Genomic DNA, 13,536 nt, shown 5'->3' with positions numbered 1-13,536 from the left:
TTTATTCTAATGGTTCTACCTGTATCTTTCTTCACAGCAACATTACAATTAGGTAACAAAACATGTTAATTCCGCGTCATTTCGTCCTATTTCATTGTAATATTGGGCAATTTAAACTAGAAAAACAAAAAAAGACCCACTAATGAAAGTGGGTCAAAACAGTTCTTTTCCAGTATATTTTATTTTATTTTCGAGCCATTTGGAAGCTGTTCTGCGACCGATGCTAATGTTAAATAGCCATCTTTTTCACCAGCTAAAATCATTCCCTCAGATAACTCTCCACGCAATTTCACTGGTTTTAAGTTTGCAACAACGACCACTTTTTTACCAACTAAGTCAGCCGGTTTGTAATGTTCAGCAATCCCCGAAACCACTTGACGCTTTTCATAACCCATGTCTAACTGAAGTTTTAATAGCTTTGATGTTTTTGGTACAGCTTCACAATCTATAACTGTAGCTACACGCAAATCCACTTTTGCAAAATCTTCAATTTCAATTTCCGGTACATCTGGAACTTCCATCACTTCTGGCTCTTCTGCGACTGGCGCTACAGATCCACGCATTTGATCACGAATATATGCCACTTCCGGCTCTACTTCAAGGCGAGGGAAAATTGGCGTACCTTTCGACACAACTTGCGTGCCAGCTGGAATTTTAGCGAAGTCTTGTAAGGTAGCCCACGCTAAAAATTCTTCTGTTAAACCAAGTTGTTCAATAATTTGTTTAGGTGCATTCGGCAAGAACGGCTGTAACATAACGGCTGTCATTCGCAAACTTTCTGCTAAATGAGCCATAACAGAATTCAATTGTTCTTTTGCATTTTCATCTTTTGCTAATACCCACGGTTGCGTTTCATCAATGTATTTATTTGTTCGAGAAATCAATGTCCAAATTTCGCTTAATACAATACTAAACTGCATTTTTTCCATGTACTGTTCATGCGCTTTTACCGTTTGTGCGGCTACTTGCTGCAGTGGTGCATCAAACTCTGTTTGCAAGTCATTAATTTGTGGCACGACACCACCACAGTATTTATTGATCATAGACACTGTACGGTTTAATAAATTCCCAAGATCGTTTGCTAAATCAAAGTTTGTTCGCTCAATAAATGATTCCGGTGAAAAAACACCGTCTGAACCAAATGGTAATTCACGTAATAAGAAATAACGAGTTGCATCTAGACCGTAACGCTCAACCAGCATTTCTGGATAAACGACATTGCCTTTAGATTTCGACATTTTACCGTCTTTCATCATAATAAAACCATGAGCGAAGACTTTTTTCGGTAATGGTAAATCCAAAGCCATCAAGAAAATCGGCCAATAGATTGTATGGAAGCGGACGATGTCTTTACCAACTACATGAACATCCGCTGGCCAGTACTTATCAAACAAACTATCGTCTTCTGAGCCGTAACCTAGAGACGTGATGTAATTCGACAAAGCATCCACCCACACATAGATAACGTGCTTCGGATCTCCAGGAACTGGAATGCCCCAGTCAAAAGAAGTTCGTGAAACCGACAAATCTTCTAATCCAGGTTTAATGAAATTATTAATCATTTCGTTTTTACGTGATTCTGGTTCAATAAATTCGACATTATTTTCATAGTATTCCAAAAGACGTGATGCGTATTTTTTCATATTGAAGAAATACGATTCTTCTTTGACTTTTTGAACCGGGCGCCCACAGTCTGGACAATTGCCATTTTCTAATTGGTTTTCGGTGAAAAATGATTCACAAGGAGTACAGTACCAACCTTCGTATTCCCCTTTATAAATATCACCATTGTCGAGGAAAGTTTTAAAAATCCGCTCGACTCCTTCTTTATGACGTTCTTCTGTAGTCCGGATAAAATCATCATACGTAATGTCCATAACCGACCATACTTGTTTGGCAGCTGCAGCCATTTCATCCACAAACTCTTGTGGCGCTTTGCCCGCCTCGTTTGCTTTTTCCTCTATTTTCTGGCCATGCTCGTCCATTCCAGTTAAAAACCGGACATCAAATCCACGTAGGCGCTTATAGCGGGCCATTGCATCAGAAGCGACTGTTGTATATGCCGTTCCAATATGGAATTTTCCGCTTGGGTAATAAATTGGTGTAGTTATATAAAATGTCTTGTTGTTAGCAGTCACGAAAAATTCCTCCAGTTTTTTTGTATAGTCCTTATTTTAACCAAGTCCCCAATTTTGTACAATCTTTCAATTCCAACCAATCACTTAAATAGGTATTATAGCTTGCTACTTATAGCTATCCCGTTACAATTCCATTCGACATTTTGTCGAATTTATGACATCTTGTACAGTAAATCTGGCGAAATTAACACTAAATCTTAAATTTTATTATATTTTCGATAGTTTTTTATTGACCTAATTGACAGTAGTTGGTATGATTTATTACAGGAAGTGGAAAATGTCGAATTTTGACGAATAAATTTGATAAACTTAGAGGAGGACTATAATTATGAAATCAACAGGTATTGTTCGTAAAGTAGATGAGTTAGGACGAGTGGTAATTCCAATCGAATTGCGCCGTACTTTAGGAATCGCTGAGAAAGACGCATTGGAAATTTATGTGGATGACGATAAAATTATCTTGAAGAAATACTTACCAAACATGACATGTGCAGTGACAGGCGAAGTATCAGACGAAAACATGCAATTAGTTGGCGGTAAATTGATCTTAAGCTCTGAAGGCGCAGAAATGTTAGTAAAAGAAATTCAAAACAACTTAAACAAATAAGTTAAAAAAACCGGGTGCCCACGCATCCGGTTTTTTTATGCTTACTTATCTTTTATCCATTGAATCTATACGGCTACTTACGCTTTTCTTACGTATGATAAGCTTGATACACTTCTCTTTTCGGCAATTGTCGTTCAATCGCTGCTTCTTTAATCGCTTCTTTCGATGTTAAGTTTTTGGTTTCTATCAATTGATCGACATGCTCTTCAATGGATAGCGTTTCCCACCACTTTACGTTTTCTACCGGTTCAGGGTCCGCATTTCCTTCTAACACTATGCAAAATTCTCCACGAATTTCGTTTTCATCGGCCCATTCGACAGCTTCCCCCACTGTTCCTCTTATAAATTCTTCGAATTTCTTTGTTACTTCGCGTGCTAATACAATTTCCCGATCATCGCCTACCGCTTTTTGTATGCTTTTTAAGCTTTCCTTTAATCGGTGAGGCGCTTCATAAAAAATCAGTGTTTCTTGTTTCTGGCCCAATATTTCGAGTTCGGCTAACCGTTCCTTTTTATTACGCGATAAAAAGCCATAAAATAAAAAAGGTTGTGGTGAAATTCCAGATGCAATTAGCGCACTAAGTGCTGCGTTAGCTCCCGGAATAGGGACAACAGGAAAGCCTTCTGCTACAGCTCGCTTTACAATATCTTCACCAGGATCCGAAATACACGGCATGCCAGCGTCACTCACTAATGCGACTGACTTGCCTTGTTCCAAATACGACAAAATTTTAAACCCGCCGCTTTCTTGGTTGTGTTCATGATAGCTAACTAATTTAGTTTGTATATCAAAATAATTGCAAAGGTTTTTAGTGTTGCGTGTATCTTCGGCTGCAATCAAATCGACTTCTTTTAAAATGCGTAGCGCGCGTATGGTCATATCTTCTAAATTGCCAATAGGTGTTGCTACTAAATACAAAGTTGCTTCTTTGTGCTGAAAACTTTTTTGAGATTTCATTTGCCGCTCTCCTTTTCTTCAGCAATATAACGAATTTTTTGTGGCTTGGTTAATTGCTTAAAAGCGTATTCCGCTTTCATGGCTTCTTGCTTTGTCTCAAAGCATTCATGGTAAATTAGTTTCGACGGGCCTCTAGCGCGAGTGTATTTTGCACCTTTGCCTGCATTATGTGCAGCTAGCCGCTTTTCAAGGTCGTTAGTGTATCCTGCATAATAAGACCGGTCGGCGCATTCCAATACATAAAAATAATGATTAGTTATCTCCATATAGTAACTCGCGTACTTCTTCTGTATATTCCCCATCTTCTCCGTAAACAACCAGCGGGGGCAATATTCTCAAATCCGGCTTGCCGTCTTTAATGCCTTCGATCAATAAAGTATTCGCTTCTTTTCCGGCTTTTGGATAAACGAGACGAATCCGTTTAGGTTCTAAGCGGTTTGCACGCATTGCCGCCATCAAATCAATCAATCGACCTGCACGATGGACAAATGCCGCTTTGCCTCCTTGTTTGAGCAATTGACTTGCTGCTTGTACGGCTTCGTCTAATGTTAAATGCAATTCATGTCTTGCAATCGCCATATGTTCACTAATGTTTTTGTCGCTCATCTCATGTGCTGGGAAGTAAGGAGGGTTACACGTTACAACATCGTATTTTTCAAACCCTAATTGTTTTGGCATGTCTTTAACATCGCCTTCGATAATTTCAATTTGTTTTTCGAGTTCATTGTAAGCTATGCTGCGTCGTGCCATGTGGGCGAGTCTTTCTTGCAGCTCTACGCCAATAATGCGAGATTCTGTTCGTGCACTTAGAAATAACGGAATTGCTCCATTGCCTGTACATAAATCTACAATCGTCCCCCTTTTTAAAGGGACATATGCAAAACGTGCTAGCAATACTGCATCTAAAGAAAACGAAAACACCGATGGACTTTGAATAATCCGCAAATCTTCCGCTAATAAATAATCTAATCTTTCGTCATCCACTAACATTTGTTCAACTCCTAGCATAACAAAAGGCTGCCGCCACACGAAGTGTCGGAAGCCTTTCTCTTTATCAAACTTCATCTTTACTTTTTAGTTTTGTTTATTCAGGAATGACAAACAAAACAGACAATCATCGCCTTTTCGAGAACTGCCGAAATGGACGTTGCAGACATGATAACCTTCATGATATAAGCGCGCTAAGTTATCGTAGCCTTCACCAATATCCATAACAGCTTTTTTTAATTTTACTGGATCTACTGCTGCCACTTCTGGCACCGCTTTATGAAATTCATCTAATCGTGAACGTAAATGATGATTTTCCAGCTGCAACGCATGATGTTCCTCCATCGTCCGAGCCACAACCGCTTTTAACTCGCTGAATTGCTCTTGCATCGATTGGAGTTGCTGTTCAAATTCCATGACTGTATCTAAAAAGTTTTTTTCCTTCACTTAAACCACCTCACGCTCTCGTTCCTTGGCCCATTATTTCATCTAATGTATATTCAAGTGTTTGTTCTTGCTCAGATAAACGAATTTTTAACACTCGCTCCAAAATGTTCATGCCAACAACACGACCATCGCCATCTGGCGTCGTTACCCGTGTGCCAACATCAGGCATTTCTTTTTTCGCTGTTTCATATTCATCGTTCTCATATTTTAAGCAGCACATTAATCGACCACATAAGCCTGAGATCTTTGAAGGATTTAACGATAAATTTTGATCTTTCGCCATTTTAATGGATACGGGTTCAAAATCACCTAAAAACGTTGAACAGCACAACATACGACCACAAGGTCCTATGCCACCGAGCATTTTTGCTTCATCGCGAACACCGATTTGGCGAAGTTCGATGCGTGTACGGAAAATGGAAGCCAAGTCTTTGACCAAGTTCCGAAAATCCACACGACCTTCTGCTGTAAAGTAAAAAATCACTTTGTTGCGATCAAACGTGTATTCAACATCAACTAGCTTCATATCCAATTGATGTTCTTCAATTTTTTCAGTGCCCATTTCAAAAGCACGACTTGCTTCTAATCGGTTTTCCTCTACTTGTTGGCGATCGCGTTCAGTTGCTATACGCACCACTTGTTTTAAAGGCAAAACAACATCGTTTTCTCCAACTGTTTTTGTTGGCACGACTACTTTCCCATACTCTACGCCTCTTGCTGTTTCCACAATGACGTAATCGTCTTTTTCGATTCCTAATTCAGCTGGATCGAAATAATATATTTTACCCGCTTTTTTAAAGCGGACACCTATCACATTATACAATTGCTACCCCTCCTGCAGATTCAGCATTAACTGCTCCATCAACAGCGTCCGGTTCATATTGCGCGGCAATTGTTGTTTGGCTTGTAATATAGCCTGCAACTGCTTGGACAATACCGTAAAGGAGCGTTGGAGAGCCATCTGCTTCCATGTTTCTTCCATGTCTGGATATGTTCGTGCAGTCTCAAGACCTGCTTTTACCGAAGCGATGTCCCGATATGCAAATAATAACATGTCTAGGCCTCTTTCGGCATCTTCTTTTTCTTTAAATAACGGTAACCATTCGGCTTGAAGCATTAAAAGCGCTTCATGAACATTGCTACTAGCCACTTCCACTAGTTTTAAAACAGTTTTTCTTGCTTGTGAAAATTGTTCATCCTGACTTAATGCAACGGCTTCTTCTTCACTTTGTGTCAACATACTCACGGTTGCTGCCATGGATTCGGTCATGCCATTCGCTATTAACTTTTCCATTAACTTTGGACGGGATAAAGGGCGAAATGACACCAGTTGGCAACGAGAACGGATTGTGCTCATTATCGCATTTAGACGTTCTGTTAACAAGATAGCCGTTACATTAAACTCTGGCTCTTCTAAAAATTTCAACAACGCATTAGCAGAAGAGTTATTCATCCGGTCTGCCTGCTCGATTACGTATATTTTACGGCCTGTATTCAAGCCCGTTTTATTCAACTTGAAAATCAACTCACGGATTTGGTCGATTTTAATGTTTTGACCATCCGGTTCGATGAATATAACATTCGTATGATTACCAGAATTATACAATTGACAGTTCCGACATGTTTCACATGGAACATTTTCAATAGGTGATTCGCATAGAAGAAGCTTTACAAAAAAATGAGTAATCTCTTTTTTTCCAGATCCTGCAGGACCTTCAAATAGGTAAGCATGCGCTAGACGCTCTTTTCCATAAGCTCCTTGCAGACGCTTCATCACTACCGGTTGCATCTCCAAAAATTCATCGGTTGTTTTTTGCATCAACTTCACCTTCAGACTTTGTAAAAAATCCCGTGTTCCGATTGGAGCACGGGTATTGTTTATGTTACTCGAGACATTGCCCCTCATCACAGGAAACTTACTTGTCCCTATTGATTAAAAGTGATGGAATTGTTCAATTGGCAAGACAAAAATTGTTGCTCCGCCTACTTCAACTTCCACTGGATAAGGAATATATGAGTCTGCGTTGCCACCCATTGGTGAAACTGGCGCGACCATTTGTTCACGAGAACGGCAATTTTCACGAATCAAGTCCATCAGTTTCGGGATGAGATCATTTTCAACACCGATTAAGAAGGTAGTGTTCCCTGAGCGTAAAAACCCTCCTGTACTGGCAAGCTTTGTAGCCCGGAAATCATTTTTTGTTAACGCATTGGATAATCGGTTACTGTCTTGGTCCTGTACAACTGCTACTACGAGTTTCATCAGCACCCACTCCTTTTTATCTTTCTTCTATATAAGTATAACATGAACAAAGGTAAGCACTGCATATCTTTCCAGTCATTTAATCAAAAAACAGGGACTCCGAAAAGACTTACGTGGGATCTACTGCCGATTGTCGCTCTTCTATAAAACGTACAGCTGTTTCCAATGCATCTGTAAAAACAATTGGAAGTTCGTTTTCTGCATTTACTAAACGAATTCGCTCCGGATTTTTACTTAATAACAAAAGATACCCTTCTCTTACTTTATAGTGAAATTTCATCGATTCTACATCTAACCGGTTTACTTCGCGACCTGCATCTTTTTCAATCCGTGCTAAGCCGACTTTAGGATTAACATCAAAATACAAAGTTAAGTCTGGCATGTATTCATCGATAGCGAATTTATTGATGGCGAAAATCTCTTCCATCCCAAGTCCTCTTGCATACCCTTGATACGCAAGACTCGAATCAATATAGCGATCACATAAAACAATACTGCCCGTTTCAAGTGCAGGAATAATCTTCTCTACTAAATGCTGCCTTCTTGCAGCCGCATATAACAACGCTTCTGTTCGTGCATCCATTGCTGTATTTTCCCGGTTTAAAATGACTTCACGAATTTGTTCGGCAATGTCGATGCCACCCGGTTCTCTCGTACAAACAACCGAAAACCCTTTTTCTGTTAATGCCTCTGCCAGCATTTTCAGAACCGTCGATTTACCGGATCCTTCTCCACCTTCAAGATTGATTAAATACCCCATTTTACTGATCACCTTATTTCATGAAATTAATCTGTTTCAAACTCTTTATACTATACACGAAACGGTGTTCGTTTTACAGTGCCTTCCAAACCTGCAGCGCTATCATTACTCTTCATCTTCTGCCACTCGGTAAGCTCGACGAAACAATTCCATTTGACTGTCTAAAGCAGGCTCTTCATCTTTACGGAGGACATAATCATAAACTCCAGCTGCATCTTGTTCTCTAGCTTTAACATTATCCATAAGTCCTAACTCCAAAATAGTTTGGACTTGGTCTTTTATTTTTTCATCAATAATTGGAAATAAAATTTCAATCCGATTGTTTAAATTCCGGGTCATCATATCTGCGGATGATAAAAACACTTTTTCTTTGCCGTTCTGATTGAAAAAATAGACGCGGCTATGCTCTAAGAGACTACCAACAATGCTTCGCACTCGAATGTTTTCACTTACTCCTGGTATGCCCGGCCGTAAACAACAAATCCCTCTAACGATTAATTCTACTTTTACCCCTGCATTAGAAGCTTCGTACAATTTCATTATTATGACCTTATCGGTTAAAGAGTTCATTTTTGCAACAATCCGGCCATTGCCGTTTTTTTTCTGATAACGGATTTCGGTATCGATCAATTCAATAATGTCGATCCGAAGCATAAATGGCGCGACCGATAAGTAATGGAATTCAGGCTTTTCCGTATAACCACTCAAGTAATTAAAAAAATTAGTGGCATCGATTCCAAATTGCCGTTTTGATGTAAATAAACTCATATCGGTATAAATTTTCGCGGTTTGATCATTGTAATTACCGGTGCCTAAATGAACAAATCGTTCGATTTTATCTTCTTTTTTACGGACAACAAGCGTAATTTTACTATGAGTTTTCAAATGCGTCATACCATAAATAACATGGCAGCCTGCTTTCTCTAACTCTTTTGCCCAGTGAACATTGTTTTCTTCATCAAAGCGAGCTTTTAACTCCACGAGTACCGTTACTTGCTTACCGTTTTCTGCTGCTCTTTTCAATGCTTTAATAACGGGAGAATCTCCACTCACGCGGTATAAGGTTTGCTTTATCGCGAGTACATCGCGATCATCTGCAGCTTCTGATATAAATTGGACAACAGGCTCGAACGATTCATATGGATGATGCAAAAAGACATCTTGCTCACTGACTTTTTGAAAGATTTGCTTGCCTGTCTCCATACCTGCAGGTAATTGAGACACCTTTCCTTCAAACACTAAGTGTTCCCATACAGGTGCCATTTTTTTATAAAAATTGAAAAATGCCGTTAAATCCAAAAACCCCTCAATTACATAAACATCTTTTTTATGAACTTCCAGTTCGTCCGTCAAATAATCCAAAATATCCAAATCAAATCCGGGCTGTTGAATTTCCAAACGGACTGCAGCTCCCCATTTTCGTTTGCGAAGCTCTTCTTCAATTTCTTTTAGCAAATCGCGGGCGCCTTCTTCGTGAATGGTCATGTCAGCATTGCGTGTAATGCGGAATACAGAAACCGAAGTAACTTGAAAACCATGAAATAGCTTATGAATAAAGAAGCCAATAACATCTTCTAATAACACCAGTTTATGATTATTTTTCTCTGGCTCAATTCGGACAAATCGTTCCAACACAGCAGGTACTTGAACAATAGCGATTTTCTGCACTTCTTCGTCTTGTTTTTTTTCCGCTTCCAATTTCACGGCTAAGTTGATACTTTTATTGAGCAACATTGGAAAAGTTCGATATGCATCAATAGCCATAGGCGTCAGTACCGGAAAAATATAGTCTTCAAAATACTCTTCCAGTACTTTTATCTGTTTATCATCCAAATCTTTCATTTTCACAAATTCTACATGTTCTTTTTGGATTTTTGGCAACAACGTATTTCGCAATGTTTCGTACTGTATATCCACCAGCTGATGGGTTTTCATCGCGATTTCATTTAATTGTTGCTTTGGGGTCATTCCTGCTTTGTTTTCAGGTTTAGTAAATCCAACTTTTACTTGATCCTGGAGCCCAGCTACACGTACCATAAAAAATTCGTCTAAATTCGAACTGAAAATCGCCAAGAACTTTAATCGTTCCAGTAAAGGGTTTTTTTTATCAAGTGCTTCTTGCAAAACACGTTCATTAAAAGCGAGCCAGCTCAATTCGCGGTTATTATAATAAGCCGGATTTCTGAGTTCCACGTTCTTCTTTTTCCCTGAGTCCACTGCCCACACCACCTTTTACTCTGTCGTTAGCGATTGATTATTTATAAAACCGAAACTCTACCGTTTGTTTCAGTTGTTTTTCCAAATGTTTTTTCTGTTTTTCCACTTGGTATTGCTCAGGCTTCCAGTCTTCGCGGCATTGAACAGAGAAAACCAACACCTCTTCATGTTGCTCGAGCTCAATCTTTTCGACTATATCTCGCTTTGTTGCATTTAAACTATAAGCCATTTTTATGATTGCTCCGAGCAAGGTGTATTTTGCTAGCTCATCTTTCGTAAACCACTTTTCATAAAGTGCAACATTACGTTTAAAGACTCCTTTGTTTTTAAACGAACCCATCAATGCAATAATGACACGTTCTTTATGCAGCAACCCATCTATCGTTCGGTTGCTCAATAAATAAAACGTATGTTGATGACTAGACTCCGAATCGATGTAACTCCCTAAATTATAAAGAGCGCTACTCAGCTTTAAACGTTTATAATCTTGTTCTTCTAAAGATAACAAATCAACGGCTTCTAAAGCTTTTGAAATGAGCAACGCACTATTTGTAACATGAAATGCATGAGTTAAATTAATATCATAATCAATCGCTAACTCATGAAAACTTTCTTCTATAACATTAGGAAACACAGTCAAATCAAAGCTTTTTGTCATCTCTTCATAAAAAACTCCGTCTCGTAAACCTTTTCGACTGAGCGCAAATTGCTTTGTATCAATCAGTTCCATTAAATAACGAAACACTTCAACTGCGGGGATAATGATATCCGCTCGGTCTTTTGATAAACCTTCTAATCGTTGAAGCTCTGAAAAATCTTGAGAATTCAACAAATCGTAAACTTCTTCTACATCATCTTTATTCATCATATATTGATGCACACCGGAAAAAGGATAGTCAATATGCTCTTGATGAACTTGAGCCATATTTCGCGCACTACCTCCGATACCAATTAACGGCAAGCGTTTATCCCCTAACCATTCTAGCTGATCAAATTGTTCTTTTAAGAAGCTCCGTAATTCACGGATTTCTCCTTTTTTTGGCGTCTCCTCTTGGATAAACTGTTCTTTTAAAGACAACACCCCAAATGGAAAACTATAAAAGTAAAGGAGCTGGCGATCTTTAAAATACGTAATTTCAGTACTCCCTCCCCCTATATCCACGGTGATACCGCTGGTAAACGGGGTTGAATTGACTACTGCTAGATATCCATAATGCGCTTCTTCATATTCGGATAAAATACGGATAGAAAAATCGGTTTCATTCTCTACAGTTGATAAAATAGCTGCTTGATTTTCTGCTTGGCGTACTGCAGCAGTAGCAACACATTTAATTGATTTTAATTGATGATGGCGAGTCACTTCCTGAAAGCTTTTCAAGGTCTTCACTAATATATCGACACCTTCTTGTTCTAGAACATTTTCTTCATTTAAATAACTTCGAAGTCGAGCCACTGCTTTTACGTTCTCGCTTTCAGTAAAGCGCCCACTTTTGTCCCGTGTATAAATAACAAGTCGAATGGTATTCGAACCAATATCAATGATTGCATACTTTTCTTGCTCCATGAAAACCCTCCTCATCCTAGTTGATGCTTTAGTATACCCTTTTATCCTTGGCTTACTACTTGAACGTCTTGCATAAGAACGGGCAATTGCTTAGAAGCTAAACGATGTTCACCTTGAATTTGTGCATCTGAAGCAAGATAATTCATCAATTCTTCTACTTTAAACGTGGTCCATTTTTCACCCGCCACAATTAATGGAATACCCGGTGGATAAGGTGTCAACATCCCCGCAGCAATGCGACCGATAATTTGTGTGTAAGACACCCATTCTTGGTCGGATAAATCAATTTCTTCAAAAGATAACTCTGGCACTGTCACATCATCTATCTTTTTAACTTTTAATGTTGTTTCTTTCCTATCTTCTCTTTCAAGCATAGCTACCGCTTCTTTTAAACGACTACGAATTTCCGCAAATGGATACGCATGCCGCTGTTTTAATAAAGGCAAAATCAGCAATACTTGAAAAGAATCTGCTAATTCTACTTCAACACCAACTTGCTCTAGTTTTTCTTTTAGCTGGTAACCACTATGGTGAGCAACGCGTAACATAATTTTTAACGGATCATCTGATTCAACTACGAGTAACTGCGGAATCATCCGTAAACTACTTAGAAAACGCTCACGCTTTTCATTAAATGACCGAATATCCGGTGGCGAATAACTTTGAAGATAAGCCCGTGCATCATCTAAAGAAGCTAAAATCAAATACGATGGACTGCTCGATTGAAACATTCGCAAATACTTTTGAATCCTTTTCCCACTTACACGATTGCTGCCTCTATGTAAAAATGACCCCATAGTCATAGCTGGCAAGGTTTTATGGGCTGATTGCACAACAACGTCTGCCCCCAACTCGAGTGCTGAAATTGGAAACGGAGCACCCGCTTGAAAATGAGCACCGTGTGCTTCATCTACCAAAACCGCAATATTTTTTTCGTGGCATAAGGAAATAATTTCAGAAAGTTCATCTGAAACAACCCCATAATAATTCGGGTAGGTGAGCACGACCGCCTTTGCCTCAGGATATGTATCAATTGCCTCTTTAATTGCTTTTAAAGACACTGCAGCAGCTGTCATGGAGTATTCGTCCCACTCGGGCGCGACATATACAGGACGTACGTGGGCAAGCTCTAATGCATGAAAAATCGACTTATGAGAATTGCGTTGAACAATCACCACATCGCCTTCTTTACATGCTGCATGAATCATCGCCAAATTCCCTACAGTTGAACCATTGACTAGTAAAAAACTCTCTTTGGCCCCATAAGCCTCTGCTAATAAAAGCTGGGCTTCTTGAATCGCACCTTCTGGATAATGAAGGTCATCTAGTCCTGTTAATTCCGTTAAATCATATGACAGAGCAGGGTGTATCTCTTTTGGTAACCCCGACAAAATTCCATGCTTATGTCCGGGTACATGAAAAGAAATCGGCTGTTTTTTTTGAAATTGAATTAAAGCATCTACAATCGGACGGCGTTGCGTCATAAACTTTCATCCTCACATTGATTAATTGACTCTATTATAACAATTCCGTGTAGCAATCGTGGTTTCGAAACCACCAGTCTGCATTGTTCTTTTTTATTAATTTCCTCAAAC

13 protein-coding genes are annotated in these 13,536 nt (G+C 39.1%); 1 reads left to right on the top strand and 12 read right to left on the bottom strand.

Annotated features, from left to right (window positions below; translation table 11 throughout):
- Window positions 1–179: 179 nt before the first annotated feature.
- Complete coding sequence (metG, locus tag GPDM_RS16080) at window positions 180–2,138, bottom strand: methionine--tRNA ligase (protein ID WP_008433099.1); 1,959 nt, start codon at window positions 2,136–2,138, stop codon at window positions 180–182.
- A gap of 328 nt (window positions 2,139–2,466) precedes the next feature.
- Here metG and GPDM_RS16075 point away from each other — a divergent pair, with 328 nt between their 5' ends.
- Window positions 2,467–2,745, top strand: coding sequence for an AbrB/MazE/SpoVT family DNA-binding domain-containing protein (locus GPDM_RS16075; protein ID WP_008433098.1), 279 nt, complete (start codon window positions 2,467–2,469; stop codon window positions 2,743–2,745).
- Window positions 2,746–2,833: 88 nt separating this feature from the next.
- Here GPDM_RS16075 and rsmI read toward each other — a convergent pair whose 3' ends face one another.
- From rsmI to GPDM_RS16020, 11 genes are all read right to left on the bottom strand, one after another.
- The gene (rsmI, locus tag GPDM_RS16070) at window positions 2,834–3,703 is read right to left on the bottom strand and encodes a 16S rRNA (cytidine(1402)-2'-O)-methyltransferase (RefSeq protein ID WP_008433095.1); all 870 of its coding nucleotides are present in this window, start codon (window positions 3,701–3,703) and stop codon (window positions 2,834–2,836) included.
- The gene (locus tag GPDM_RS16065) at window positions 3,700–3,969 is read right to left on the bottom strand and encodes a GIY-YIG nuclease family protein (RefSeq protein WP_008433093.1); all 270 of its coding nucleotides are present in this window, start codon (window positions 3,967–3,969) and stop codon (window positions 3,700–3,702) included. Before GPDM_RS16065 ends, rsmI begins: the two co-directional genes overlap by 4 nt.
- The gene (locus GPDM_RS16060; RefSeq protein WP_008433092.1) at window positions 3,956–4,693 is read right to left on the bottom strand and encodes a tRNA1(Val) (adenine(37)-N6)-methyltransferase; all 738 of its coding nucleotides are present in this window, start codon (window positions 4,691–4,693) and stop codon (window positions 3,956–3,958) included. The genes GPDM_RS16065 and GPDM_RS16060 overlap by 14 nt, the downstream gene beginning before the upstream one ends.
- 84 nt (window positions 4,694–4,777) lie before the next feature.
- Window positions 4,778–5,137, bottom strand: coding sequence for a DNA replication initiation control protein YabA (gene yabA / locus GPDM_RS16055; RefSeq protein ID WP_008433090.1), 360 nt, complete (start codon window positions 5,135–5,137; stop codon window positions 4,778–4,780).
- A 10-nt stretch (window positions 5,138–5,147) separates the two neighbouring features.
- Entirely contained in the window at window positions 5,148–5,960 is an 813-nt protein-coding gene (locus GPDM_RS16050) for a PSP1 domain-containing protein (protein ID WP_008433088.1), read from the bottom strand.
- 3 nt (window positions 5,961–5,963) lie between these two features.
- Window positions 5,964–6,956, bottom strand: coding sequence for a DNA polymerase III subunit delta' (gene holB / locus GPDM_RS16045; RefSeq protein WP_008433087.1), 993 nt, complete (start codon window positions 6,954–6,956; stop codon window positions 5,964–5,966).
- Between the two features lie 114 nt (window positions 6,957–7,070).
- On the bottom strand, window positions 7,071–7,400 hold the full coding sequence (locus GPDM_RS16040; RefSeq protein ID WP_008433085.1) for a cyclic-di-AMP receptor: 330 nt from the start codon (window positions 7,398–7,400) through the stop codon (window positions 7,071–7,073).
- A gap of 109 nt (window positions 7,401–7,509) precedes the next feature.
- The gene (tmk, locus tag GPDM_RS16035) at window positions 7,510–8,160 is read right to left on the bottom strand and encodes a dTMP kinase (protein WP_008433084.1); all 651 of its coding nucleotides are present in this window, start codon (window positions 8,158–8,160) and stop codon (window positions 7,510–7,512) included.
- A gap of 105 nt (window positions 8,161–8,265) precedes the next feature.
- A complete protein-coding gene (locus GPDM_RS16030) occupies window positions 8,266–10,377 on the bottom strand; it encodes an RNA degradosome polyphosphate kinase (protein WP_008433083.1) in 2,112 nt (703 codons plus the stop codon).
- Window positions 10,378–10,414: 37 nt separating this feature from the next.
- Window positions 10,415–11,941 carry an exopolyphosphatase gene (ppx, locus tag GPDM_RS16025; RefSeq protein WP_008433082.1) on the bottom strand — a complete coding sequence of 509 codons (1,527 nt, stop codon included), beginning with the start codon at window positions 11,939–11,941 and terminating at the stop codon, window positions 10,415–10,417.
- A gap of 41 nt (window positions 11,942–11,982) precedes the next feature.
- Entirely contained in the window at window positions 11,983–13,425 is a 1,443-nt protein-coding gene (locus GPDM_RS16020; RefSeq protein ID WP_008433081.1) for an aminotransferase class I/II-fold pyridoxal phosphate-dependent enzyme, read from the bottom strand.
- Between the last annotated feature and the right edge of the window lie 111 nt (window positions 13,426–13,536).

It is taken from the genome of Planococcus donghaensis MPA1U2 (assembly GCF_000189395.1).
Lineage (GTDB): Bacteria > Bacillota > Bacilli > Bacillales_A > Planococcaceae > Planococcus > Planococcus donghaensis_B.
The sequence above is the reverse complement of the archived record's forward strand: the minus strand, read 5'-3'. Positions and strand labels throughout refer to the sequence as shown.